Origin of the sequence: Aureimonas sp. N4, from assembly GCF_001463925.1 — a bacterium.
Taxonomy (GTDB): Bacteria; Pseudomonadota; Alphaproteobacteria; order Rhizobiales; family Rhizobiaceae; genus Aureimonas; species Aureimonas ureilytica_A.
Genome location: NZ_BBWS01000023.1, coordinates 55,409 through 79,738, shown reverse-complemented (window position 1 = coordinate 79,738; position 24,330 = coordinate 55,409). Strand labels below are relative to the sequence as shown.

At 66.8% G+C, this 24,330-nt stretch carries 21 protein-coding genes and 1 tRNA gene; 11 read left to right on the top strand and 11 right to left on the bottom strand.

Annotation, left to right across the window (positions count from 1 at the left end; all coding sequences use genetic code 11):
* Positions 1 to 39 precede the first annotated feature (39 nt).
* Complete coding sequence (locus AUL28_RS07710; protein WP_062231407.1) at positions 40 to 2,157, bottom strand: GumC family protein; 2,118 nt, start codon at positions 2,155 to 2,157, stop codon at positions 40 to 42.
* A gap of 33 nt (positions 2,158 to 2,190) precedes the next feature.
* The gene (locus AUL28_RS07705) at positions 2,191 to 3,372 is read right to left on the bottom strand and encodes a glycosyltransferase (protein WP_082640335.1); all 1,182 of its coding nucleotides are present in this window, start codon (positions 3,370 to 3,372) and stop codon (positions 2,191 to 2,193) included.
* A gap of 805 nt (positions 3,373 to 4,177) precedes the next feature.
* On the opposite strand from AUL28_RS07705, the gene AUL28_RS07700 reads away from it, so the two are divergent.
* Both AUL28_RS07700 and AUL28_RS07695 read left to right on the top strand, forming a co-directional pair.
* Positions 4,178 to 4,267, top strand: a tRNA-Ser gene (locus tag AUL28_RS07700).
* A gap of 258 nt (positions 4,268 to 4,525) precedes the next feature.
* The gene (locus AUL28_RS07695; protein WP_062231405.1) at positions 4,526 to 6,025 is read left to right on the top strand and encodes a hypothetical protein; all 1,500 of its coding nucleotides are present in this window, start codon (positions 4,526 to 4,528) and stop codon (positions 6,023 to 6,025) included.
* Between the two features lie 120 nt (positions 6,026 to 6,145).
* On the opposite strand, the gene AUL28_RS07690 is transcribed toward AUL28_RS07695, so the two are convergent.
* Positions 6,146 to 7,477 carry a DNA cytosine methyltransferase gene (locus AUL28_RS07690; protein WP_062231403.1) on the bottom strand — a complete coding sequence of 444 codons (1,332 nt, stop codon included), beginning with the start codon at positions 7,475 to 7,477 and terminating at the stop codon, positions 6,146 to 6,148.
* Between the two features lie 205 nt (positions 7,478 to 7,682).
* Between AUL28_RS07690 and AUL28_RS07685 the strand changes: the two genes are divergently transcribed.
* From AUL28_RS07685 to AUL28_RS07670, 4 genes are all read left to right on the top strand, one after another.
* Entirely contained in the window at positions 7,683 to 8,300 is a 618-nt protein-coding gene (locus AUL28_RS07685) for a hypothetical protein (protein ID WP_062231401.1), read from the top strand.
* 1 nt (position 8,301) lies between these two features.
* Entirely contained in the window at positions 8,302 to 9,384 is a 1,083-nt protein-coding gene (locus AUL28_RS07680; protein ID WP_062231399.1) for a helix-turn-helix domain-containing protein, read from the top strand.
* A 270-nt stretch (positions 9,385 to 9,654) separates the two neighbouring features.
* Positions 9,655 to 10,218, top strand: coding sequence for a recombinase family protein (locus tag AUL28_RS07675; protein WP_156419927.1), 564 nt, complete (start codon positions 9,655 to 9,657; stop codon positions 10,216 to 10,218).
* A gap of 175 nt (positions 10,219 to 10,393) precedes the next feature.
* Positions 10,394 to 10,807: a DUF7282 domain-containing protein gene (locus AUL28_RS07670; protein ID WP_062231394.1), complete on the top strand. Its 414-nt coding sequence runs from the start codon at positions 10,394 to 10,396 to the stop codon at positions 10,805 to 10,807.
* A gap of 173 nt (positions 10,808 to 10,980) precedes the next feature.
* Here the strand turns inward: AUL28_RS07670 and AUL28_RS07665 are convergent, their stop codons facing one another.
* The 8 genes from AUL28_RS07665 to AUL28_RS07630 form a co-directional block, all read right to left on the bottom strand.
* Entirely contained in the window at positions 10,981 to 11,370 is a 390-nt protein-coding gene (locus tag AUL28_RS07665) for a response regulator (protein WP_062224348.1), read from the bottom strand.
* A 10-nt stretch (positions 11,371 to 11,380) separates the two neighbouring features.
* The gene (locus AUL28_RS07660; RefSeq protein WP_156419926.1) at positions 11,381 to 14,167 is read right to left on the bottom strand and encodes a PAS domain-containing protein; all 2,787 of its coding nucleotides are present in this window, start codon (positions 14,165 to 14,167) and stop codon (positions 11,381 to 11,383) included.
* A 175-nt stretch (positions 14,168 to 14,342) separates the two neighbouring features.
* Positions 14,343 to 15,047, bottom strand: a complete 705-nt coding sequence (locus AUL28_RS07655) for a haloacid dehalogenase type II (protein WP_062224352.1) — start codon at positions 15,045 to 15,047, stop codon at positions 14,343 to 14,345.
* 54 nt (positions 15,048 to 15,101) lie between these two features.
* The gene (locus AUL28_RS07650) at positions 15,102 to 15,713 is read right to left on the bottom strand and encodes a CDP-alcohol phosphatidyltransferase family protein (protein WP_062231390.1); all 612 of its coding nucleotides are present in this window, start codon (positions 15,711 to 15,713) and stop codon (positions 15,102 to 15,104) included.
* Positions 15,714 to 15,731: 18 nt separating this feature from the next.
* A complete protein-coding gene (locus AUL28_RS22990) occupies positions 15,732 to 17,168 on the bottom strand; it encodes a DUF547 domain-containing protein (protein WP_082656024.1) in 1,437 nt (478 codons plus the stop codon).
* Between the two features lie 51 nt (positions 17,169 to 17,219).
* A complete protein-coding gene (locus tag AUL28_RS07640) occupies positions 17,220 to 18,641 on the bottom strand; it encodes a dihydrolipoyl dehydrogenase family protein (RefSeq protein ID WP_244493446.1) in 1,422 nt (473 codons plus the stop codon).
* A 48-nt stretch (positions 18,642 to 18,689) separates the two neighbouring features.
* Entirely contained in the window at positions 18,690 to 19,409 is a 720-nt protein-coding gene (locus AUL28_RS07635) for a cytochrome c biogenesis CcdA family protein (protein ID WP_058602555.1), read from the bottom strand.
* Positions 19,406 to 19,813 (bottom strand): thioredoxin family protein, encoded by a 408-nt coding sequence (locus tag AUL28_RS07630; protein ID WP_062231386.1) that lies wholly within the window; start codon positions 19,811 to 19,813, stop codon positions 19,406 to 19,408. The genes AUL28_RS07635 and AUL28_RS07630 overlap by 4 nt, the downstream gene beginning before the upstream one ends.
* 110 nt (positions 19,814 to 19,923) lie before the next feature.
* Here AUL28_RS07630 and AUL28_RS07625 point away from each other — a divergent pair, with 110 nt between their 5' ends.
* The 5 genes from AUL28_RS07625 to AUL28_RS07605 all read left to right on the top strand — a co-directional run bounded on the left by AUL28_RS07625 (position 19,924) and on the right by AUL28_RS07605 (position 24,328).
* The gene (locus AUL28_RS07625) at positions 19,924 to 20,547 is read left to right on the top strand and encodes a TetR/AcrR family transcriptional regulator (protein ID WP_082640332.1); all 624 of its coding nucleotides are present in this window, start codon (positions 19,924 to 19,926) and stop codon (positions 20,545 to 20,547) included.
* Between the two features lie 47 nt (positions 20,548 to 20,594).
* Complete coding sequence (locus tag AUL28_RS07620; protein WP_062231384.1) at positions 20,595 to 21,128, top strand: redoxin domain-containing protein; 534 nt, start codon at positions 20,595 to 20,597, stop codon at positions 21,126 to 21,128.
* Positions 21,129 to 21,192: 64 nt separating this feature from the next.
* Positions 21,193 to 21,906 (top strand): L,D-transpeptidase, encoded by a 714-nt coding sequence (locus tag AUL28_RS07615; protein WP_058636116.1) that lies wholly within the window; start codon positions 21,193 to 21,195, stop codon positions 21,904 to 21,906.
* Positions 21,903 to 23,090 (top strand): FAD-dependent oxidoreductase, encoded by a 1,188-nt coding sequence (locus tag AUL28_RS07610; protein WP_062224362.1) that lies wholly within the window; start codon positions 21,903 to 21,905, stop codon positions 23,088 to 23,090. The genes AUL28_RS07615 and AUL28_RS07610 overlap by 4 nt, the downstream gene beginning before the upstream one ends.
* Positions 23,087 to 24,328 carry an ABC transporter substrate-binding protein gene (locus tag AUL28_RS07605; RefSeq protein WP_062224365.1) on the top strand — a complete coding sequence of 414 codons (1,242 nt, stop codon included), beginning with the start codon at positions 23,087 to 23,089 and terminating at the stop codon, positions 24,326 to 24,328. The genes AUL28_RS07610 and AUL28_RS07605 overlap by 4 nt, the downstream gene beginning before the upstream one ends.
* The last annotated feature ends 2 nt before the right edge of the window (positions 24,329 to 24,330 follow it).

Here is a 24,330-nt window from a genome sequence, read left to right as displayed (position 1 = left end):
GGCGAAGGGCTCGAACCGTTTCAAACAGTGGTCGGACGATCAAACGACCTTGCTGAGATCCGCCTCGTCCAGCACGACGCCGGAGCATTTGGCACGCAGCCCATGCACCGAGCGAATGGCTTCCGTCAGCGACTGGCGCGGAATGCTGCCCCACCGGGCCAGCACGATGAAGCGATCGACCGAAGGGAGCAGCGCCGAAACATGCAGCGCCTGCTCCAGCGAGGTGCTTTCGATCACGACGCGATCGAAGCGGCCGGACAGGCCGGACACGCTGGAGCCTAGTGTTTGAACCCCCGTGCGATTGGCCGACTGGCTGAGAACCGGCAGATTGCCTGCCGGAATGACCGTGGGGTTCTGATGGCTGCCGGGCTCGGCGACAAGGGAGCGCGCGCTGTGCCGCGCCAGCGCGCCCGCCGCCGCTGTCGAAGCACGCTCGGGATTGCGCGCGATCAACAACACTTCATGGCCGAGTTTGGCCAATTCGTCGGCATAGGCTTTGGCGATGAAGGACTGGTTCTGGGCCTTGTCGTTTTCGAGCGGCGTGATCGCGATGACCATAGGCTCCAGGCGCATCGCGTCCGTCGCCACCAGAAGGCGCTGAAGCGTTCGGTCGAGAATACGATCGGCCTTGTCAGGAGACACGCCGCCAAGAAGCCCCGCCTTCTGGCTGAGCGCCGGAATAAAGCCGAGGAAGGGGACGCCATGCGCTTCCACGTCCGCGCGCCCGCGCAGCGAGCGGTCGAAGAACTCGCGCCCGACGCCGACGGCCGCGCCAAGGGCCCCACCCAGCACGAGCGACAGCGCCATGACGATCTTGTATTTCGGGAAAAGCGGCGAGTCCGGCTGGACCGCGGTGGTGATGATGCGCGCCGTGTCGATCGGCAGAGAGCGCTGCTGAATCAGCTCCTGATAGCGATCGAGATAGTTCTGGTAAAGCGACTGGTAGGACTGCGCCCGCTGCTCCAGCGTGCGCAGCTGGACCATCGTGGAGCTGACGCCCTCACTCTTGGCGGTTGCCGCATCGACATTCTTGTTGATCGCCGCGAGCTCGGATTGGCTGCGAGCGAGCTCGGCCTGGTAGGCGTCGAGCGTGCGCCGAGCCTCGGCACGGATTTGGTCGGCAAGACGCTCTTTCTCGGCCGTGATAGCCTTGGCCTGCGGATTGTCTGCGCCCCAGCGCGCGATCACCGCGCGCTCTCTCTCGGCGGCGAGAAGGTAGTCGCTGGCGATATCGCTGGACGAATTGGCATTGTTGCTGCTGCCGCGCTGGCGCAGGCCGATCAGGGTCTGAACGTTTCCGTCCTTGATCGCAGCGGAATAGATCTCCACCTGAGCCTGCGCCGCCGACACGCTGGCACGCGCGTTGATCAGTTGCTGGTTCAGGCCTTCGAGCTGCTGATCGGTCACCAGACGCCCATCGGCCGCGACCAGCCCGTTTGCGGCGCGGAAGCGCGTGACGGCCTCGGCGGCTTCGCGCGAACCACGACCGATTTCCTCGATGCGGACTTCCAACCATTTGCTGATGCGGCTCAGGCCGTCGAGGCGCCCCTCGACCTGATCGGCCAGAAAGGCCTTGCCGTAGGCATCCGCCACTTCGCGGGCCAGCGTCGGGTCCGAGGAATCGAAGCCGATCTCGATCACATAGCTTCGCGCGATGCGGAAGACGGCAAGGTTGGATTGCAAATACGCGATGGCGCGTTCATCCGCGCTTTCGGCTTCCTGGGGCGTTTCGGTCTTGGGCTCGCTGCTCGAGAAGAGCGAACCCAGCGAGGACAGAAGGCCATGACTCTGGTGCATCTCATCGACGCGGGCGCCGAGGTTGAGATCCTTGACGACACGCTCGGCAATGCTGCGCGATTCGATCAGCGCGATTTGCGTCGCGATATATTCGTCCGCCTCCCCCAGCGCGCGTCGATCGCGATCGGCCTGCATGAAGTTCGGCGGCTCGGAGAACAGAAGCCGGATCTGCGAGCGATAGGTCGGTACGGTGTTGAGGAGAATAATCGCTGCCAGAACCGCCGCCACGCCCGCGCCGATCGCAACGAGCAGGATCTGCCGCCGAACGAAACCGAACAGGCGATACAACTCGTCGCGCAGATTGCCCGCGCGGCCTTCGCGCACGCCGGCGCCACTGAGGGGCGGAAACTTCATTTCCATACTACAGTCTCCACCATGCCCTGCTGGTCTTGATTACGCCTGATCGGTTTTCGCGGGAAGCAGGAGATCGCGCTCCTTCAAGTCGGCCGGCTCGCGATTCCAGGATGGGCGCTCGAACGCAGATTGCTTGCGCGCCCATTCGGTCTCGACGAATGTCTGCATTTCACGGCGAAAACGAGCCGCCGAGAAATTTTCCGACCGCGCGCGGATGGCCTTCGAATCGAATTCGTCCGCCCGCGCCTCGAAGCGCTCGACCGCTTCGATCAAGCCGTCCACAGTCTGGTCCCGAAAGAAGACACCCGCACCCTCGTCGCCGATGCTTTCCACCGCGCCGCCCGCGCCATAGGCGATGACGGGACGCCCGCTCGCCATGGCCTCCACGGGCAGGATGCCGAAATCCTCCTCACCCGGGAAGACCAGCGCGCGGCAATGACTGAGATGATGGCGAAGCGTCGCGAAGTCGCAGCGCCCGAGGAAGGTCACCGTCGGACCCGCGATCTTCTTCAAGGCGTCGAGATGCGGCCCGTCGCCGATCACGACCAGCCGCTTGTTCATCTGGGTGAAGGCCTGAACCGCAAGGTCCGGCCGCTTGTAGGTGACGAGCTGGCCGGCGCAAAGATAGTAATCGTCCACCGTTTCCGCCGGCTCGAAATCCTCGATGGCCACGGGCGGATAGATCACGGTCGACATGCGATTGTAGACGCGCGCGATACGGCGCGACACGTGAACCGAGTTCGACACGAACGCGTCCACACGCGCCGCCGTCGTCACGTCCCATATGCGCAGAAAGGGGGCGACGAGCGAAAAGACGAACCGCGAAACGGCGCCCAGTTCCCGGCGATAGACGTGATAGTGATCCCAGATGTAGCGCATCGGGGAATGGCAGTAGCAGATGTGTAGGGCATCGGGCCGCGTCACGATGGCTTTCGCCGGCCCCGATTCGCTGGAGATCACGAGGTCGTAATCCGTCACGTCCAGCTGCTCGATCGCGAACGGCATCAACGGCAGGAGCTTCTGGTAGTGCTTGCGACTGCCGGGAATGCTCTGAAGAAAGGAGGTCGTGATCTTATGCTTGCGCAGGATGGGCGACAGACTGGCCTCGTCGACCACAAGGGTAAAGATGTCGGCTTGCGGGTAGAGCTTGCAGAGTTCTTCGAGAACCTTTTCGCCGCCTCGCATTGTCACGAGCCAGTAGTGGACGATCGCTACCTTCACGCTTTCACTCCCCAGTTCCCGAGCGACCAAGTCCGATGACGATGCAGGCTCGCCACTCTCAGATTCCGGGATGTCGGCATCCGACATGACGCGAAACGGAAAAGAGCAGCGCATCGAAGCCACGGCTTCATCGAAAGTTTTCTCCAAGCACCACAATCGTGACGCTCTCGCCGGCGCCTTGCGACGGGAGAGCGCGATCGCGGACCTGTGGAGAAAGCTTCCGTTAGGTCAATAAGCTGCGCACCAGCAAAACGCCGCATTGCGCATATTCAGTCAGATTGTGCACATTGCGGTGCAGCATTGCAACGCTTACGCGCATCAACATGAGCTTATCCACGCTTCGCGGCCGTTTTGAGAAGATCGGAGCGGTCCGAACTCCATCTCGCTACTTAACTCTTATTAAGCCCTGCGAAAGCCGCGTAAATAAGCCTAAAAATTTCGACAGTTTCACCCGATACGACTGCAGTTCATTGGCGCCAAGGATCGCGATTCAGTTCGAAGCCGGATGCGTCGCCGCGCTGTTTTAGAACCATGAGCTGGTGAAGTATCATCCGACGGCTGCGAGCGCACCGCTTGGCCGCGACATTCCGCTTGGGCGGAACCGGCCAGCATACGAGAAGTCCATCCGGCTTCCCCAGCTGGATGGATCTATCGCCCCTTCCTCACGCCCTGCGCCCATCGACGGTCGAAAAGGCGGCCCGTCGAGTCGCAGCTTGCCGGACGCTGAACCGACACAGGAGGCACACGCGCTTTTCCACCGCACCCTCTTGATCCCGCGCCCTCCATCCTTTACTGCGGGCTTACCGGAGAGGTGGCCGAGTGGTCGAAGGCGCTCCCCTGCTAAGGGAGTATACCAGAGATGGTATCGTGGGTTCGAATCCCATCCTCTCCGCCACAACAACCCATTGTAATCGTTGAGGAAATTCTCGCCTGAACCCCGGCTGTACCCAGCCGTGTACCCAGGGCGGAACCCAACGTGTACCTTTCCCGGCGGCCAAGCGGCTGGCGTTTCCAGCTTCGAGTCCCTGTTGCCCACGTCGAATCCTTGGGCCGGACGCCGATCCGCGTCCCCCTTGGGCTCCTGACGGCAACGGAAGCGCAACGTCGGGCGGTTACGCTCGCGGCCCACTGTCACGCACTTCTGGACGCAGGCATGGCCGATCGCGACACCCTGAACCGAAGCCTTGGCGCACTCGCGGCCGAACTCGCTGCAGTCGAGCGCGAGGGGCGATGGGCTGGCCTCAAGGCGGCATCGGAGCGGTCTGCCGCGGACTACGAGATGCACGACGACCCCGCGTCGCGGGCGCTGGCGGCGCATCACCGCGAGGCCGCTCATGGCCACGAGGCGAAGCGCAAGGCGCTCGCATCGGTTCGGAAGCGGCTCGACGGCATCGGCGTGGCGATGGCGCTGGACGATGCGGCGTGGGTGTCCGAGCGGGCGACGAGCGAGAGTTTCTTGGACCGGGCGCTGGCAGCGCCCCGGACGGTCGTCCCCGCTGCCGTGCCGCCGGACCTCCCCTCTTCGCCGCTGCTCAGTGAGTGCATGGAACGGTACGTCGGGTCCGTCGCCAAGGACGGCCGGGGTGCCTCCTACGTCAACGGCCTGCGGAGCAAGCTCAAGGAGTTCGTCTCCATCGTCGGGGACAAGCCGTTGGCCGACTACGTCCCCCGCGACCTGCGCACGTTCGCGGAAAGCTTGGCGGACCTCCCGACCAACTGGATGAAGCTCCCGGCCTACCGCGACTGCACCGCCGCCGAGGTCGTCGCGAAGGTGGCAGCGGCGCGAGCCGGCGGCCAAGCGGTTCCGCCTTGCCGATCCGAAACGACCATTCAGACCTACTGCCAAGCCGTCGCCGGGGCGTTCGGGTGGCTGGCGATGGACCTGACCCTTCGCAACCCCTTCGCCGACGTGCGCGTCAAGGCGCCGAGGCATGCCCCCAAGGCCGTGGTGCGCGAGCCGTTCGCGGTGGCGGACCTGAACCGCTGGTTCGCGAGTGCCGTCCGTGAGAAGCGGCCCGACGACTACTGGCTCCCCCTGCTAGGGACGCTGACCGGCGCCCGGATCGGCGAGCTTGCCTACCTACAGGGGGGCGACCTCGTGGAGGTGCAGCCGGGCCTCTGGGCTGCCGACCTCTCCCGCTACCTGATCGTCCGGGGCACGGAAGAGGAGCGTAGGGTCAAGAACGAGGGGAGCCGCCGCCTGTTCGCCCTGCACCAAGCCCTGACGGACGTCGGCTTCATCAGATACGCCAAGGCGCGCAAGGATTCCGACTGGGTGTTCCCGCACCTGCATCACGAGATCACGGACCCGGCGGACACCGCGTCCAAGCGGCAGGGGGCGCGCCTTCGGGCCTGCGGGTTGCACAGCCGCCTTTCGGCTGTCTTCCACTCCTCGCGCCACACCGCCAAGGACTTCCTCCGCATAGCCAAGATCGATCCTCGGACGTCCAGTCTCCAGACCGGGCACGTCCCGCAATCGGTCGAGGACTCCTATGGCTCGAAGCGCCTGCGCCCCGACGAGGTCGAGGTGCTGGCGGCCATGCCCCTGCCCAAGGATTTGGACCTGTCGCCCTACCTCGAGGCCAAGGGACCGATGCAGGTGCGGCCGCTCAAGATCAAGAAGCACCGTGTCAGCGTCGCGGGCGCGGAGTGACGGCGCAGCCGTCGCGAGCCGCACGAACCCGGCGACGCCCCTGCGAGGGGCGTGAACCCCTCCCCGCGGGGAGGGGTGGAGCTGGTCCGAAGGACCGGGTGGGGTTCGGCGACCCGGGCCCTACTCGGCCGCTTCGAGGAATGTCGCCGACGCCGGAACGCGGACAGGCGCGCCGAGCGGGCGGCGTGGGACAGGCGTGCGCAGCTTCTCAAGCCTTGCCTCGGCCCGAGCCTTGCGCTTCGCGGCAACCTCCGCGCGCCACTTGGCATGCGAGCGCAATGCGCGCCGCAGGTCCGACTTCGCGTTCGTCGACAGCGTCGTGAAACCTTCCGCGCGCTCCAGGAGCGCCAGCTCGGCGTCGAGGTCGGCGAGGATTCGGCCGCCCAACAGCTTGCGCGCCTGCTTCAGGTGCAGCCGCCGGTTCCGGAGGGACTGCCCGGCGAGTCCTCTCGGGCCTTTCTGGAGCCAGGCGTCGTATGCCTTCTCCGTCGTCGGGATCGACTCGCCCCGTTCGCGGGCGAGGATTACCCGCCCGACCGCCTCCGCCAACGGAGGGGGGACCGCGTTGGCGATCATCAACATCCTCTGCCTGGTCGCCGGGATGTCGAGCCAGTCCCAGTCCGCGGGGAAGCCCTGGATACGAGAAAGGACATCTATCGGCAGCGGGTCGACGAGTGCTGACGGCGCCATGTCGCGTTCGTGGTCTTGGTACCAGTTCTGCGGCCCCTCGTGCGCGCTGCGCAGGAGCGTCGGGCACGGGAGGTCGATCGACCGGACGCCCGAATGCCCTGTGTAGGGACGCATGAAGAAGGCGCGGGCCTCCGGCGGGTGTTCGCCGCCCGGGTGAACGCCCACGTCGTCGCCCAGGGCATCACGGACCGACATGCGGCGGGGGGAGGCAGACTCGGCGATGGCCGACGCGAGGAAGCCGTCGGCCTCCCCGAGGCGCCCGATCGCGAAGAACCGTTTGCGCATCTGCGGGGTGCCGTAGCGGCTGCCGTCGAGGACGACCTCCGTCAGCCCGTAGCCCGCCTTCACGAACAGTGCGCGCGCCTTCGCGTACGTCTTCGTCTTCCGCGCGCGGGGAACGTTCTCCATGACGAACCACGCCGGCCTCGCGGTGATGATCGCCACGGCGAAGCCGAGCGTCAGGGACGCGTTGCGTCCCTCCTGACGCTTGCCGGCCGAGGAGAAGTCCTGGCACGGCGGGCCGCCGACGATGATGTCGGGCTCCAGAGCGGCAATGGTGGGCGCCATCGTCAGGAGGTCCGCAAGGTCTGCCTTCCGGTGGCGGTCGCGCTTGAACAGCCGATCGAGCGGCCGGCGGAGGTTCGCGCCGTGGACCTTCAGGGCCTTCTCGTTCGCGTCGTACCCCTGGACGATCTGGAAGCCAGCCCGTGTCAGACCGAGGGACATGCCCCCGGCACCGCAGAAGAGATCGATCGCCCGCATCGGTCCACCGTCACGTTGTTGCTCGTGACGGTTGCGTACCGCATCGACGGTTCGATTTCGGTCAAGGAATCAGGTGAACGCCAGGTGACCAACGTCTGGAGACTTCCGTCCCAGCCAATCCCATCCCGAATAGGAACTGAATAAAAAATCTTGATTTTGCAAATCTTGGCGTTACCTTCCCCGCCAGTCGACAACGGGAACAGCCATGGACCACGATCCAGAGCATACCGTCCGAGCAACGCTCGAACCTCACCACTCCAAGATCCGGGGTGCCATCCTCGACGGCTTCGCCGAGGTACAAGCCGTCGATCAGTATCGACGGGAGAACGATCTCGGTCCTCGCCTCTACCCTCGCACTGTCACGAATGACATCTTCGACGCGGTCGCCCGCCGCGCCTCGTCAACATTCGTCGGCGTCCCCGGCGTCCGCGTGCTGCACGAGACGCAGACCGTGAAGTTCTGCTTCGACGACAAGGTGCTCCTGCGCTTCAAGAAGGGCGACGAGTCCCATCTCGGCCGGAACATTCAGACGCAGGCGTCGCTGGCCTTCGTCGATCCCCAGCAAGACCTCCCGGGCATGCCATCCGAAGCGGTGAAGGTGGAGGTGCTGTATGAGACGAACGTGATCGGCAACGAGATCGAGAAGGTCCTCGTCGTCGCACGCGACGGGAACCGTCTTCTATGGTTTTACGAGATCGGTGACGACGCCGACTCCGCGACGGGGACGGTGATCCCCTTGCCGTTGACGCCCGCCCCGGACGACGACGACATGCCCATGGTGAAGCCGAAGGTCGGCCCGAAGAAGGCCGACAGGAAAGAATGAAATGGCCACTTTCGGTGACCTGGTGCGCTTGGCGCGCCACCTGCGGGGACTGACTCAGCAGTCCGCCGCCGACCGTCTGGGCGTTGCCCAGGCGGTCTTCTCTCGGATCGAGAACGACCTCATCGACCCGGACGACGACATGCGTTCGGGCGTCGCGCGGGCGTTCGACCTCCCGCGCGAGTTCTTCTCGATCACCGACACCGTGTACGGCCCCCCTGTCAGCGTCCACACGATGTTCCGCGGCAAGAAGTCGGAACTCACCCGCCGTGACGTCGACATGATCACGGCCGAACTGAATGTCCGACTGTTCCACCTGCGCACCTTTCTTGAGAGTGTGGAGTTCGAACCCGTCAGTCAGTTGCCCGTCCTCGACGTGGAGCAGTACGGCTCCGTGGAGCGGATCGCGTCGCTCGTTCGTGCGTACTGGAAGATGCCGGGCGGGCCCGTCAAGAACCTGACCCGGCTTGCCGAACGCGCCGGCGTGATCGTCGGCGAGTCCGACTTTCAGGGAGCCTCCGTCAGCGGCGTGACGTTCGCGGCGCCGGGCCGGCCGCCGATCATCCTCCTCAACCGGGACCATCCGGCGGATCGCCTTCGTTTCACGCTCGCCCACGAACTCGGCCACTTGGTAATGCACCGCTTCCCGACGCCGGAGATGGAGGACGAGGCGAACAAGTTCGCTTCGGCGTTCCTGCTGCCCCCGGACGAGATGCGGGAGGTCTTCCGCGGGCGGAAGGTGACCCTTGAACTCCTCGCCGCCCTCAAGCCGGAGTGGCGCGTCTCGATGCAATCTCTCCTGCTGGCTGCGAAGGCGGCCGGGGCCGTCTCGTCCAACCAAGAGCGGTATCTCTGGACCCAGATCAGCACGAGAGGATGGCGCGTCCGCGAGCCGGCGAGCCTCGACTTCGCGGCCGACCGCCCGACGGTGCTCCCCTCCATCCTGCGGTCGCACATTACGGACCTTGGTTTCCGTCCGGCGGAACTCGTCGACATGAGCCGCGTCGGCAACGAGGTCTTCGGACGCTTCTACGGTCCGCTTGACGACGACCGCCCGGCACGTCCGCGTCTGCGGATCGTGAACTGATCCTACCCGCCCGACCGCGACGTTGACACACAGGCTCCGGGGCACCTTCGGCGCCTGTTGAAGGGCGCGGCGCCCCTCCGCCTGCTCCGCTGCGCTGCGGCCCCGTGCCGGGGCTGGACAACGGCCCACCCGGCCTGCCGTCGCGCCTCTCGGAAACCCCTTGCGGTATGCGCCGCCAGCGAAAGAGGATTGTGAAAGGCCGAACGCCCGACGCGACCGCACCCTGCCGATCGCATGCGGAAACGGCCGTTTGCAAAAGGCTCCGTCACTATGCTCCTTGGCTACGCCCGTGTCTCCACCGCCGACGACCAGTCGACCGCTGCCCAGGCCCGCGCGCTGCGCGACGCCGGTTGCGGGCGCGTGTTCGAGGAGGTCGCCTCCGGCGGGCGCTGGGACCGCCCGGAACTCCAACGACTGCTCGACCACCTGCGGCCGGGCGACACGCTCGTGGTCTGGAAGCTCGACCGCTTGTCGCGATCCCTCCGCGATGCCTTGACGATCATGGAGCGCGTCGAGGCCGCCGGGGCCGGGTTCCGCAGCCTCACCGAGGCCATCGACACGACAACGGCCCCGGGGCGGATGCTCATGCACATGGTCGCGGCTTTCGCCGAGTTCGAGCGATCGATGATCCGCGAACGAACCTCGGCCGGCCTCCGTCAGGCGCGGGCCGAAGGACGCGTCGGCGGGCGGCGCCCGAAGCTCACCGCGGCCCAACGTCGCGAGATCGTCGAGAGCGTCGTGTCGGGCCGGCGAACGGCGGCGGACATGGCGCGGCTCTACGGGGTGTCGCAGCCTACCGTCAGTCGGATCGTCGCCGACGCGCGACCGCGCTGAACCGCTGCTTTCGACCCGAGTCGGTCGCTTGGAGGAATGTTGCATCCATCCCGAAAGCGGACGATCGACATATCGGTCGCCTCGTCATCGCCGGTCACGTGGTGGTGATCGCCGAAGCCTGTGCCGACGCTCCCTCGTATCTTCTGTGTTTGGAAACCGAACACGGGAGTCGGATATGAAGAAGAGCGCGATCTTCATCGTCGGAACGCTGAGCCTCGCGGCGTCGTCCGCCTTTGCCCAGCAGGCCATGCAGGGTGTGAAGGCCATCGATCAGGATGTCTCGAACGGCATTGTCAGCGCTGACACCGTCATGGCCGCGAAGAACGGCTGGCTCGTCATTCACCGCACGGACGCCGCGATGAAGCCGGGTCCGGTTGTCGGGCATGCCCCGATCCGGGCCGGCACCACGAACGACGTCGCGGCGATCCTGACGGAGGACGTGAAGCCCGGCGACATGCTGATGCTGATGGTTCACGCCGAGGACGGCGGCATGAAGAAGGGCGTGTTCGAGTACACGCTGGGTGCCAAGGAGGATGGCCCGGCCCGCGTCGATGACAAGCTCGTCATGACGATGATCAAGGCTCAGTAGCTCGTAGGGGCCCGCCTGCCGGAGGCGGCGGGCTCCTCCACGAGCGGCGTTATCCTTTTGTCCGCTGCGCACCTTCTCTCGAACTGCGTCGACCGCAGGACACCCCAGGGGCCTTTCAGATTCGCCCGAGGCCTGCTTCCTGAACCCCACGGTAACGAGCGTGCCGAAACGCCTCAGTTCTGGATCTGCGCCGCGATCTCGTTCAGCGCCTTGATAATGCCGCGTGGCGGATAGGGCTTGGCGAAGAACAGTCCGTTCTCCGGCATGTCCGTCGCCTCGACCTTCAGGCGGCCGGACGTGACGATGATCGCGACCGGCGGCCAGCGGTCACGCACGGCCCGGGCGAGCTTCAGCCCGTCCATCGTGCCGGGCATCTCGACGTCGGTGAAGAGGACGCGGATGTCGGAATGGCGCTCCAGAAGGCGGATGGCCTGATCGGCGTTCTTCGCCTCGTAGGTCGTGAAGCCCGCCTCCTCGCACAGGTCCACGGCCTCGGCGCGCACGAGCGCGTCGTCTTCCACGATCAGGACGGCGTAACGGGCGGGATCGAAGGACTGGGCCATGGTGTCTGGTTCAAGCGTTCGATGTGACCACGGGCTGCTCCAGCGCCCCCGTCAGGGTGAAACGGATACCGGCAGGGTCGAAGTCGATGTGTCCCTCGCCGTCGAAGTAGCTGGCAACGATGCGCTCGATCAGCTTCGAGCCGAACCCGCGACGTTCCGGCGGGATAACCGGCGGACCGCCGCTTTCGATCCATCGGAACTCGAACGTACCATTCGCGGCCTCCCAGGTCATGGCGACGCGACCCGTCTCGTTCGACAGCGCCCCATACTTCGCCGCGTTCGTCGCGAGCTCGTGGATGGCGAGGCTGAGACCGAGCGCCCGCTGCGCCGACAGCTCGGCATGGGGCCCGGCCATCGCGATCCGGTCGCCGGCCAGGCGATGCGGAGCGATCGCCGCGTCGATGACCTCGTGGACGTCGGCTTCGGTGAAGTTCGAGCGCGTCAGGATGTCCTGCGCCCGGGCGAGTGCCGCAAGGCGGCTCGAGATCGCCTCCCGCGCCTCGTCCATCGTCTGGGCCTGCCGAAGCGTCTGCGTCGCTATCGCCTGCACCATGGCGAGCGAGTTCTTCATGCGGTGCGCCATCTCCTGGGTCAGGACGCGCTGCGCGTCTTCCATCCTCTGGCGGGTCAGGGCCACACGAACCCGGTCTCCGACCTGCTCCACGAACTGACGCTCGCCGTCCGTCCACAAGTGAAAATCGCGCGCGTGGGCGAAGACCACCGCGTAGAGGCGACCATCGAAGCTGATGGGAAGGTCCAGGAACGAGCGGGTTCGGATCGCCGCAAAGCCCGCCTCTCGACTGCTCGTACGCGGATCCGAGCCGACGTCGTCGACGGCGACAAGCTCCCCGCGTCTGAGGTCGGCGATGTAGGAACCGTAGGACGAGAAGGCATGCCGACCGACGACGCTGGGCATCCCGGGCTCGGCCCATTCGGAGTGAACGTCGATCGTATCCTCGCGCAGGTTCACGATGCCCGAGCCGACGCGGTCGACCTCGAGACCGTCGGCCAGGCAGCGCGCGGCCGCCGTGATGATCGTCTCGAGGTCCGACCGCCCGCGCAGCTCGTCCGCCAGCGTCAGGAGCGTCGCCTGCCTCCGATCGCGCTTGATGCGCTCCGTGACCTCGATGAAGAACACCGTGAAGCGGTCGCCGCCGATCGGCTGCGCGACGCCGTCGTACCAGCGGTCGATCGTGCCGACCCGGCGGGTAAAACGCGCCGCCTTGCCCGTTTCGACGACGCTGGCGAACTCGTCGACCCAGGCATCCTCGATGCCGGGAAACACCTCTCGGATGGTGCGCCCCGTCGCCGTACCCCGCGGCACGCCGACGAGGTCATGCCATGCATCGTTCACCGCCTCGTAGCGCCAGTCGACGACGCGGCCCGCCGTATCCCGGATCACCTCACCCAGGATGAACCCTTCGTGCAGCGTCTCGAAGACGTTGCGCCACTTCGCTTCGCTGCGGGCCAGCGCTCCTTCCGCCTCGCGGCGCGCCGTGGTGTCGGCGATCAGCATGGCGACCCGGCCGCCACCGACGGGGAAGAGATGCGCGTCGTACCAACGCCCAAGGGGCTTGGCCTCGCCCTCGAAGCGGATGGGCTCGCCGGTCTTGGCGACGTGCCCGTAGGCATCGTGCCAGTGCTGCTCGATGCCGGGGGCGACCTCGCTGGCATAGCGTCCGACAGCATCCGACAAGCCGGTGTGGCGCTCGAAGGCAGGATTGGCCTCGATCACGCGGTGGTCGACCGGATGCCCCGCTTCGTCGAACTTCACCTCGCTGATGCAGAACCCGGCGTCGATGTTCTCGAACAGGGCCCGAAACCGTGCTTCGCTGGTGGCGAGCGCCGCCACCATCCGGTCGCGCTCGAGACCGGCGGCCCGCCGATCCTCGATGTCGATGAGAACGCCGGGGAAGCTGATCGGCGTGCCGTCCGGCGCATGGTCGACGCGCCCGTTGGCCTCCAGCCAGTAGTAGTTCCCGTCGAGGCGTCGCACGCGGTACTGATGCGCATAGGCGCCACCGCGGGCAACCGCCTCGTTGATCGCGTCGGCGAGGCCCGCCTGGTCGTCCGGGTGCACGGTCTCGACGATCTGCGCGAGCGGGATGCCCTCGCGGCCCAAGGTCGGGTCGAGCCCGAAAGCTTTGGCGAAGGGTTCGTCGACGGTGAAGCGATCGGCCACGATGTCCCAGAACCAGGTGCCGATGATGGCACCGGCTCCCAAGGCAAGCTGGACGCGCTGGATGTTCTCCTGCGCGACGGCCTCGCTGAGGCGCAACTTCTCAGTCGCCGCGGCACGCTCAAGCTCGGCGAGGATGCGCGGCGTCGCGTCGGCCGCGACGTTCAGGAGCCCGGCGACCGTCCCGGCCTCGTCACGGACAGGCGAGTAGGAAAAGTCCCACCACGTGTCCTCGGCGTAGCCGTTGCGCGTCATGACGAGTGGCATGGCCCGGAAGGACGTCGTCTCGCCGCCGAAGACACGGCTGACCAGCGGGCCGATGTCGTCCCAGATCTCCGGCCACACGTCAGCGAACGGTTTGCCGAGCGCTGACGGATGCCGGGCTCCGAGGAACGGCGCGTAGGCATCGTTGTAGAGGAACGTGCGCTCTGGCCCCCAGGCGAGACACATCGCGTGCCCGGAGCCCATCATGATGTCGACGGTCGTGCGAAGGCTTTGTGGCCAGCCGGCCCGTCCGCCGAGCGGCGTCGCGGACCAGTCGAGACCGGCCAACCGCTCCATCATCGTCGCACTTTGGGCTGGATGATCCATGACCTCAGGTTCGAGGGGCTGTGGCATGCCTTCGCTCGCTTCCGATCCGGCTCGACCGCCGAGCGAAACCATCCTGCGCTAGCCCTAAACCGTTCGCGCTACAACAGAAAGAGACGTTGCGTCCCTCGCAAGAGGATGACTCTCTGAAAGCAGACGATTCCGAAACCATCTGGGCCTGTCGATCAACGCGGCACGGTGTCGGCTATCCAATGGGTGCTGACCGTCCCCAACGGTGAACGATCTCGGCCGCGAGGTGATGAAGGTTCGGGGCGACGACATCCGGGAACGGGACGCCCTCGGCACGCAGCGCTGCGTTTCCGGGCCGTTCGACCAGTCCGGCAAAGCACCCGGCGGCCTGAGCGCCGACGGTGTCCCAGACATGGCAGGCGACGAGGCAGAGATCGGCCGGCGACACGCCTTCACCATCCGCCACCATTCGGTAGGTCTCGGGCGCCGGCTTGAACCTGCGGACCTGATCGACGCTGTAGCTCCGGTCGAAGAACGAGGCGAGGCCCGCCTGCTCGAGCGGGCTCGGGGCCGCGGACGGGGGCGAGTTCGTCAGCGTGACGAGCCGGAACCCGGCCTGCTTGAGCGCCTCGAGCGCGGGTGCCGCGTCCGGATGCGCCGGCATGGCCCGCAGAAGGGCGCCCAACTCCTCGACGTCGCTCGCCTGGATGGAGACCTGCCGGGTCTCGGCGACCATTCGCAGGACTCCCGAGGCCAGTTCGTCGAAGCGGACGTACAGTCCGGCGAGCGTCAGCGCCTCGGACTGGAGGATCAGTTCGGCGAACCACTGCCGCATGACCGATGCGTCGCTGAAGAGCCGTGCGAACAGGGGCTCGAGCACGGTGATGTCGAGCAACGTTTCGTTGACGTCGAAGACGATGACGGAAGGGGTCTGCGGCATGTTGGGAATCCTGTTCTTGTCGCCCAAACGGGAGCCATACGGGATCGCGGTCCGTTACCCGTCCCGAAGCATTGCCATGCCGAGCCTCAACCGGAGGGCCGTGGTGATCGCGCACAGAGCGGCGTAGCCGTAGGCGATCGCCGGGAAGTAGGTCGGCACAAGGCACATGGCGACGAAGACCGCGATCGTCTCAGCGCCCTCAGCGAGCGCCCCGACGTAATAGATGCCCTTCGCCGGGAACTTAGCGGACCGCAGGCCCCGGCGCTCGGCGATGAGCGAGAAGGCGAGGAAGCTGGTTCCCGTTCCGACGAAGCTGGCGATGAGCACGGCGGCCGGCAGGGCATTCGCGTCGGGGTCCGCGAGGGCGAAGGCAAGCGGCACGAGCGTGTAGAAGGCGAAGTCGAGGACGATGTCCAGAAACGCGCCCCGGTCCGTCGGGAGCGTCGCGCGCGCGACGCTCCCGTCGAGGCCATCGACCAGTCTGTTGGCCGCGATCGCCAGAAGGCCGGCGAGGTACCAGTTGGCGCAGATGAGACCGAAGGCCACGACGCCGAGCCCGAACCCCGTCCACGACAGCGCGTCGGCCCGCACGCCTCGCTTCGCGAGCACCCGTGCCATGGGGACGAGGACGCGGTTCTGGAGCGGGATGATGCGATGGTCGAACATGGCGGCTTGCCGGTCCCGTCAAAGGGCGTTGAGCGTCCAGTCATAGGCCAGGAACGCGATCCGCGCGCCCTCCGGCAACTCTACGGGGGCGTTCGCCCGGATCCAGCCGGCCACGTTGCCCCCGTCGAAGTCCTTTCGATACCAGTCCATGACCTTGCTGACGCGAACGGCGGTGCCGTCGGCAGAGTAGCCCTTGGCGGGATTGGCGAAGGTCCTGTCCACCTGGTCGGCGAGCTGCGCATCGAGGTTCCCGGCGACGTAGGGTTCGGCGCGCAGGTCCGGACAGGAGATCGCCGCACAGTTGACGGCGAAGTGGATCCTCGGTTCGCCGAGCTTGCGGATGGTCCCGTGCTCAATGTCGTCGAGACTCATCTCCCGACCGCCGATCGGCCAGCGGAAGCGCTTCCAGGGGCTGGCCAGCAAGCCGCCGAGGTTCTTGATCGAGCGCGTCTCATTCTCCCGGGTGATGAGATCGACCGTCAGGAAGTTGTAGGCGTTGATCCAGTAGGCGAGCCTCTCCTGCCGGCCAACGACGGAATTCGGATCGGACGCCAACAGGGCCGCCAGGGCCTCGGCATGCCGCGCGTCCCTGCGCCACGACCCATAGTCGACACCCGCGTAGGCTATGCCGTTCCTGCGGGCCGGACGGACGTGGGCGCTCAACAGTCCGCCATACGCCGTCGCAAAGCGCTCGTACGATGCGTCGGCCGCGCGAGCCTCGATCGCCCCGCTGGCGAATGTCAGACCCACGGCGACGAGCGCGACCAGCGTGGCGGTCCCCGAGCGGCCCGACTTCCATTTCCGGTAGGCGACGGGAAGGAGCGCCACGAGGCCGAGCAGCGTGAACGCCATCAGGACGTCGGCCGACACGAGATCCGAGAGGCTCGAGATGGTACCGAGCTCACGGCCGAGATGCGCGTAGACGAACGTGCCGGGAACGATGCCGAGAAGGGTCGCAAGGACGTAGGTCCGCAATCCGACGCCCAGGAGGGCAGGCGCGATGTTGACGGCGAAGAAGGGAAACAGCGGCACGAGCCGCATGAAGAGCAGGTACTCGAAGGCGTTCCGGCGGAAGTTCTCCGAGACCCGCTCGGCCAGGGGGCCGGCCCGCGCGCGCAACGCGCCGCCGAGCGACGAGCGCGCGACCAGGAAAAGGATGGTCGCGCCGACCGTGGCGGAGACCACGGCGAGGGTCCCGCCGACCAGAGTGCCGAAGAGAAAGCCTCCGAGCAGCGTCATGACGGACGCCGCGGGCAGCGACAGCGCCGTGATCGCGACATAGGCGGCGAAGAAGGCAGCTCCCGAGAGGACCGGCCGCGCTTCCACGTAGGACAGAAGCTCCTCGCGCCGCGCCTTCACTGTCTCGATGTTGAGGTAGTCGGTCAGTCCAAGGGCGTAGGTGCCGAGCATCAGAACGATGATGACCGCGGCGAGAACCCATCCGCGACGGGACATGGGGCGAGACCTTTCGATCGACGATGGAAAGCCGAAGGGGACGATGATCGTTCACCAACGCGGGAGCTTGCGGAGGATGGACACGAGGCGACGCGTCCGATCGCTGAAGAGGGCGGGACTGTACCATTCCCCCGCGGCCTGCTTGGAGACCTCGGAGAACGTCGGATAGGGAAGTACGAGGGATGCGACGTCGCGGAGCTTCAACCCCTTCGCGATGGCCAGGGCCCAGAGACCGATCAGCTCACCCGCGCCGGGACCAACGATGGAGCAGCCGAGGATGCGCCCGTTCGGGAAGGCGACGACCTTCAGGAGTCCCTCCCGGCGCCCCTCGGTGACAGCGCGGTCGAGGTTACCCATAGACTTGGTGAGGCATCGGACCCTGTCGCCGTGCCGCGCCCGGGCGGTCGCGAGGGTCATGCCGACGTGGGCGAGTTCAGGATCCGTGTACGTCACCCAAGGCAGGGCACCGTAGTCCACCTTGGCCGGGAGCTGGAAGGCCAGGTTCCGGATGACGATCCCGGCATGGTAGCCGGCGACGTGGGTGAACTGCGGTCCCCCGGTACAGTCGCCGACGGCATAGATGCGTCGATTGCTGGTCCGGAGCCGCTTGTCCACGTGAATGCCCTGCCGCCCGCACTCGACCTTTGCCCGGTCGAGAGCCAATCCCTCGACGTTCGTGGCCCGGCCCGTGGCGACGAGGATGTGGGACCCCTCCAGACGGCGTGTCGCTCCGTCGACAATGGCCTCCACGACGTGTCCCGCATCCCCGTGCCGGACGGACCGGACCTCGGCGTGTTCCAGAATGTCGACGCCCTCGGCGATGAGGCTCTGCCACACCACCTCGACGAGGTCGGGATCGTCCTTCGAAAGGATCGTGCCTCGGCTGACGACGGTGACGCGCGAGCCGAGGCGCCGATGGGCCTGCGCCATCTCGATCCCGATCGGCCCGCCCCCGATGATGACGAGATGGGTGGGCACCGTCCCGACGTCGAAGAGGCTCTCGTTCGTCAGGACGCGCGCGGGATCGAGCCCCGGAATGGACGGGATGGCCGCACGCGATCCCACGGCCAGCACGAAATCGCGGGCCCTGATCGTCTCGCCGGCAACGGTCAGAGTCCGCTCGTCGAGGAAGCTTGCATGGCCGCGGATCACGCGCACGCCGAGGCCCTCGAAGCGCTCGACGGAGTCGTGGGGAGCGATCGTCGCGATCACCCCTTGAACATGCGCGTCCACCCCCTGACGGTCGGGGTCGAAGGAATGCGACGGGACGGCCGCCAGATGGGGGGTCCGGTGGGCGTGGACCAGCTTGGCAACCGCAAGCAGGGACTTCGAGGGCACGCAGCCCGTGTTCAGGCAGTCCCCGCCCATTCGCCCGGCTTCGACGAGGACGGTCCGCAAGCCGAGTTGCGCCGCACCGGCCGCCACCGAGAGACCGCCGGATCCGGCGCCGACCACGCAGATGTCGCAGTCCATTCCGTCGCTCATCCGCCGTTCCTCTCAGACTCCTTCACGCCCGCAACGTCAGAAACGGGTTGTGAGGTTGGTTAGCCACTCGGGAGACGCGGCGACGATCGCCGCCTCCGCCTTCTTGTCCAGACCCGAAACGACGAGGATGCCGACGGTCACCAGGACCGCGCCCAGGACCATCTTGCCGCCCCGGCCGGCACCGAGCAGGCGGCCGCGCCAGCGAACGAGTGCCTCACGCGACAGGGTGCCGAGCAACAGCAGCGGAAGGGCGGCACCGACGCCGAACGCCAGCATGGTCATCGTGACCTGCCCCAGGTTTTCCCCGCTCGCGGCCATCATGGATGCCGCTCCGAGGGTGGGCCCGACGCAGGGACTCCAGACCGCCCCCAGGAGCAGGCCGACGAGGAACTGACCACCCAGCCCGCTTCCCTCGAAGCCGCCGAACCGATGCTCGGCCCACGTCCCGACCGGGCTCGCAGCCGTTGCGAGCCTCGTCTGAAGCCGCGGAACCATCAGGACCGCGCCGATGCCGACAAGGACGAAGCCCCCGATCGTGCGGAAGACGGCGAGGTCGAGCCCGATCGAAAAGCCGACGAGCGCGACGAACAACCCGATCGCCACGAAGGATATGGCAAGACCCGCGGCCAGCGCCGCGGGTCCCATGCGATGCTGTGAGACCGCGGTGCCCAGCACAACGGGCAAAAGCGGCAGGACGCAGGGCGACAGCGTCGACAGCACGCCCGCCAGCAGTGCGAACAGCGCGGTCACGTTCACTCTCCCTTCGTGGAGGCGAACAGGGCCGCGATGGAGGCCGGGTTCGTGTCTCCGACGGAGCGACCGGTTTCCTTGGCTCCGTCGAAGGCGATCAACGTGGACTGCATCCGGGCGTTCAATGCCCGAACGACGTCCTTCTGGTCGTCGAACGACACGTGGAAGATCTTCATGTCGGCATGCGCGGGGTCGGCCGCGAGCTTTTCGATGATCGGCTTCTGCGCGGCGCAGGTCGGACACCACGGCGCCGCGATGTCGACGACGATCGGCTTTCCGTCCGTCTGGGCCTTCTCGAAGGCGACCATCTCAAAGGGCGCGATCTCGGCAGCGGACGCGGCGGCGCTCGCGAACGCGGAAACGGAAAGAACGATCGCCGCCGCGGCGGTCCTCAGGATCATGACGCTCATGTGTAGTCCTCCGTCTACAGTCAGGGCTACCATTTTGGAGCGGTCGATCTAAAATAACAAGCAGTCGACCGGCTCATGTCGGCGTCGTGATCCACCAGGGATTTTGCGTGATGGGGCGTAACAGGAGCTTCGAAGAGAGCGAAGCACTCGACAGGGCGGTGGAGCGGTTCTGGTCCCATGGCTATGCCGCATCGTCCGTGCGCGACCTCGGAAGGGCCATGGGCATGAACCCCGCAAGTTTCTACAACGCCTTCGGCGACAAGCGGTCCCTCTTCAAGCGGTCGCTCCAGCACTATCTGGACGGGTCGAGCCGCAAGCGTGTCGCGCTGCTCGACGCAAGCCCCGCCCCCCGGGAGGCGATCGTCGCCTTCCTAGACGCCGTCGTCGAAGCTTCGGCGCGAAGCCGGGACGGCTGCCTCCTCGTGAACTCGGCGGCAGAGGTGGCGGCGCATGACCGCGAACTCTGCGACGACGTCGCGGCCGGCCTGCGCGAGGTAGAGGAGGCTCTCCACAGGGCCGTCCTGCGCGGTCAGGCCGACGGCTCCATCTCGAATCGCCTGGATGCCGCGGCTTTCGCGAAGGCCATCCTCGGCACGATCGTCTCGATCCGCGTGATGGCGCGCACGGCCGCGGGCACTGCCTACCTCCGCGCGCTCGCGGACACACAGATCGCGATGCTGTCGCCGGTTCCGCCCGACGGGATCGGATCGGAGCACCCGACGGCCGGCGGCTGAGACGCACCGCACCGCCGCACGGACATCCCAAAACCAAGGACAACGTCATGAACCACACGACCCCGCTTCCCGGCGACAGCGCCCCCGCCCTCAGGTTCCGCGTGCTCGGAGGGGAGGCGTTCGATCTCTCGGATGCCAAGCCCGAGAATTTCACCGCCATCTTCTTCTACCGCGGGGTTCATTGCCCGATCTGCAAGAGCCAGTTGGAAGAGCTGTCCGGCAAGCTCGAGGCGTTCCACAAGCTCGGCGTCGAGGTCCGCGCGGTCTCGATGGACTCCCATGAGCGCGCCGAGCGACAGGCGACCGAGTGGAACGTCGGTGCGCTCCCGATCGGATACGGGCTGTCCGAGGAGAGCGCACGCGCCTGGGGCCTCTTCATCTCCGCCAAGGCGAAGGATCCCGAGCCCGATCGCTTCGCCGAGGCCGGGATCGCCGTCCTGTATCCCGACGGACGCGTTTACGCGCTCCATCTACAGAACGTCCCCTTCGCCCGGCCGCGGCTGGACGATCTCCTCGGGGGCCTGAAGTTCATCATCGAGAACGACTACCCGGTCCGCGGCTCGGTGCAGGCCGGGAACTGACGCCCGTCGACGCGCCACATCCCAGTCGTTGCCGGATCCCCGTTCAGAATACGGAAAATGCCCTTTGACCGAACGTCCGACCGTCCACTTCTCGCCATCTCGCCGGCATGTCGTTCTCGGCCTCGCCGGACTCGTTCTGTCGGGGTGCGCATCCCTGCCGCGCCAGCAGGCCCGGGCCATTCCGGCCGCGGCTCCCCCGCCGCCGCCGAGGCCCCTCATGTACGATGCCATGCCGGACGAGGCGTTCCCGGTTCCGGCGGTCGACGTCTCGAAGGTGGACCCGCGTTTCTGGAGAAGCGAAGTCCCAAACACAACGAACGAGCCCCCGGGGACGCTGGTGGTCGATACTGACGCGAAGTACCTCTATTTCACGCAGGCCGATGGCTCCGCGGTGCGCTACGGGATCGGCGTCGGTCGCGAGGGCTTTTCCTGGTCCGGCCGTGCCAAGGTCCAGTACAAGCGCAAGTGGCCCCGCTGGACGCCGCCGGACGAGATGGTCGCCCGGCAGCCCGAACTCGAGCCGTACTCCATCGCCAACGGCGGAATGGATCCGGGCCTGACGAACCCCCTCAGCGCGCGCGCCCTCTACATCTTCCAGGACGGCCGCGACACGCTCTACCGCCTGCATGGGACGCACCAGGAATGGTCGATCGGCCGAGCGGTCTCGTCGGGATGCATCCGCCTCCTGAACCAGGACGTCGCCGACCTCTACGAGCGCGTCCCCAACGGGACGCCGATCGTGGTGCTGCCGTCCAGCGCTCCCGCGGCTGCCGCTTGACGGCGAGCCATCCGAGCGAAGCCCATCCGCGCGGTCGGGGCGCTCCGCCGCGTCTCCTGCTGCTCGGCGGCGGTCATGCGCATGTCGAGGTGATCAGGCGCCTCGGTCTCGCCCGTGCCGGAAACTGCGAGCCGCTGCTGGTCTCCCCGGCGCGCCTCACGCCCTATTCGGGCATGCTGCCCGGCTTCGTCGCCGGGGACTACGGCTTCGACGACATCCATGTCGATCTCCCGGCGCTCTGTGCGGCCTCGGACATCGCCTTTCGGCAGGGCGAGGCCAAAGCCATCGACGCCGAACGGCGGAGCGTCGCCCTCGCCGACGGCTCGGTTCTTTCCTACGACCTGCTCTCACTCGACATCGGTTCGCGACCGTCGCATCCGAGCGGTGCCCAAGAAGGCATCGCCGTGAAGCCGATCGCCTCCTTCGCGGAGCGGCTTCCCGACCTCGACCGACTGGTGCGACGCGCCGAACAACCCGTCCGCCTTGCTGTCGTGGGTCAAGGGGTGGCGGGCGTGGAGATCGCGTTCGCGCTCCGCCGACGCTTCGCCCGCAGCCCGGACCGCCAGCCCGTCGAGATCCTGCTGGTCGGGCGTTCGAACGAACCCATGCCATCTCGCGGCGCACTCGCACGTCGGTTGGTAGCGAAGGAGCTTCGCAAGGCGGACATCGCCACGGTCGATGGCTTCGACGCGGTCGCGTTCGTCGACGGTGTGCTCGTGGCCTCCGACGGACGCCAACTCGACGTCCAGGAAGTGATCTGGACGACTTCGAGCGCGGCACCGCCCTGGCTTCGGTCCAGCGGTCTCGCTCTCGACGAACGCGGCTTCGTACGCGTCGACCGCCACCTCCGCTCGATCTCGCATCCCGCGGTGTTTGCCGCGGGCGACGTCGCATCCCTTTACGATCCCCGCCCCAAGTCGGGCGTCTTCGCGGTCCGTGCCGGCCCCGTCCTTCACCACAACCTTCGGCAGGCGCTGTCCGGTGCGACGCTGCGCGCCTTTCGGCCGCAACGGCACTGGCTGGCGTTGATCTCGCTCGCGAACGGGAGCGCGATCGCCGACAAGTGGGGACTGGCGGCGAGCGGGCGCTGGGTCGCTAACTGGAAGCGCTGGAGCGACACCAGTTTCGTCGAGCGCTACGCGATCCCGCCGCGCGCTTCATCACGAGGAGGCAACCGCCCATGAGACGAGCGAAGCATCTGACCCTTGCCGCCGCCCTGGCCCTCATGCTCCTACCGTCTGCGCTCCCGGCGGGGCCCGCGCATGCGGTCGAGGCGGCGTCGCCCGAATGGCAGGCGACGCTTGCCGCGGCGAAGGGCCAGTCCGTCCAGTTCCATGCCTGGGGCGGGTCGCCCAACATCAACGACTACATCGCTTGGGCCGGCGGCGTCGTCAGGGACCGCTTCGGCATCACGCTGAACCACGTGAAGCTCGAGGACACCGCGACCGCGGTCTCGGCGATCGTCGCCGAGAAGGCGGCCGGGCGCCTTCAGGGCGGATCGGTCGATCTCGTGTGGATCAACGGAGAGAACTTCGCGTCCCTCAAGGAGCAAGGGCTGCTGGCGGACGGCTTCGCAACGGACTTGCCGAACTGGCGCTACGTCGACACCAGCAACCCCGGGGCCACGACGGACTTCACGCTGCCGATCGAGGGACAGGAGTCTCCCTGGGGCCGCGCCAAGCTGGTGTTCTTCTACGATTCCGCGCGCACCGCCGAGGCGGACCTGCCCCGCTCCGCCGCGGACCTCATGACTTTTGCCAAGGCCCATCCCGGGCGCTTCTCCTATCCGGCACCGCCCGACTTCGTCGGATCGTCTTTCCTCAAGCAGGTGCTGCTGGAACAGGTCGCCGACCGCAGCCTCCTCGAGCGCCCCGTGGACGAGGCGGCGTTCGCCAGCGTGACGGCACCCCTCTGGACTTATCTCGACGCGCTGAACCCGCTCCTATGGCGCGGGGGGCGCGACTTTCCAGCCAACTACCCGGCCATGAAACAGCTTCTCGCCGACGGTGAACTCGACATCATCTTCGCCTTCAATCCCGGGGAGGCCTCGGCAGGGATAGCGGCGGGCGAGTTGCCCGACACGGTGCGTTCCTTCACCTTCCCCGGCGGGACCCTCGGCAACACGCACTACGTGGCGATCCCCTTCAACTCGGGCTCGCAGGCGGCTGCGAAGGTCGTCGCCGACTTCCTCCTCTCGCCGGAGGCGCAGCTCCGCAAGGAGGATCCGTCCCATTGGGGCGATCCGACCGTACTCGACATGGCCAAGCTGCCGCAGCCCGAGCGCGCCGCATTCGAGGGGCTCGACCTCGGTCCGGCGACGTTGCAAGCGTCCGAGCTCGGCCCGGTCCTGTCCGAGCCTCATCCCAGTTGGATGACCCGCCTCGAAGCCGAGTGGATGAAGCGCTACGGCACGGGACGATGATG

Excerpts from the sequence above, each read along its gene's own strand:
- AUL28_RS07665 (WP_062224348.1), bottom strand. The coding sequence starts at position 11,370 with ATGGCCCAGTCCTTCGATCCCGCCCGTTACGCCGTCCTGATCGTGGAA.
- AUL28_RS07655 (WP_062224352.1), bottom strand. The coding sequence starts at position 15,047 with ATGCCGCAGACCCCTTCCGTCATCGTCTTCGACGTCAACGAAACGTTG.
- AUL28_RS07660 (WP_156419926.1), bottom strand. The coding sequence starts at position 14,167 with ATGCCACAGCCCCTCGAACCTGAGGTCATGGATCATCCAGCCCAAAGT.
- AUL28_RS07680 (WP_062231399.1), top strand. The coding sequence starts at position 8,302 with ATGGCCACTTTCGGTGACCTGGTGCGCTTGGCGCGCCACCTGCGGGGA.
- AUL28_RS07630 (WP_062231386.1), bottom strand. The coding sequence starts at position 19,813 with ATGAGCGTCATGATCCTGAGGACCGCCGCGGCGGCGATCGTTCTTTCC.
- AUL28_RS07685 (WP_062231401.1), top strand. The coding sequence starts at position 7,683 with ATGGACCACGATCCAGAGCATACCGTCCGAGCAACGCTCGAACCTCAC.
- AUL28_RS07605 (WP_062224365.1), top strand. The coding sequence starts at position 23,087 with ATGAGACGAGCGAAGCATCTGACCCTTGCCGCCGCCCTGGCCCTCATG.
- AUL28_RS07675 (WP_156419927.1), top strand. The coding sequence starts at position 9,655 with ATGCTCCTTGGCTACGCCCGTGTCTCCACCGCCGACGACCAGTCGACC.
- AUL28_RS07640 (WP_244493446.1), bottom strand. The coding sequence starts at position 18,641 with ATGGACTGCGACATCTGCGTGGTCGGCGCCGGATCCGGCGGTCTCTCG.
- AUL28_RS07650 (WP_062231390.1), bottom strand. The coding sequence starts at position 15,713 with ATGTTCGACCATCGCATCATCCCGCTCCAGAACCGCGTCCTCGTCCCC.
- AUL28_RS07625 (WP_082640332.1), top strand. The coding sequence starts at position 19,924 with ATGGGGCGTAACAGGAGCTTCGAAGAGAGCGAAGCACTCGACAGGGCG.
- AUL28_RS07695 (WP_062231405.1), top strand. The coding sequence starts at position 4,526 with ATGGCCGATCGCGACACCCTGAACCGAAGCCTTGGCGCACTCGCGGCC.
- AUL28_RS07670 (WP_062231394.1), top strand. The coding sequence starts at position 10,394 with ATGAAGAAGAGCGCGATCTTCATCGTCGGAACGCTGAGCCTCGCGGCG.
- AUL28_RS22990 (WP_082656024.1), bottom strand. The coding sequence starts at position 17,168 with ATGTCCCGTCGCGGATGGGTTCTCGCCGCGGTCATCATCGTTCTGATG.
- AUL28_RS07620 (WP_062231384.1), top strand. The coding sequence starts at position 20,595 with ATGAACCACACGACCCCGCTTCCCGGCGACAGCGCCCCCGCCCTCAGG.
- AUL28_RS07690 (WP_062231403.1), bottom strand. The coding sequence starts at position 7,477 with ATGCGGGCGATCGATCTCTTCTGCGGTGCCGGGGGCATGTCCCTCGGT.
- AUL28_RS07710 (WP_062231407.1), bottom strand. The coding sequence starts at position 2,157 with ATGGAAATGAAGTTTCCGCCCCTCAGTGGCGCCGGCGTGCGCGAAGGC.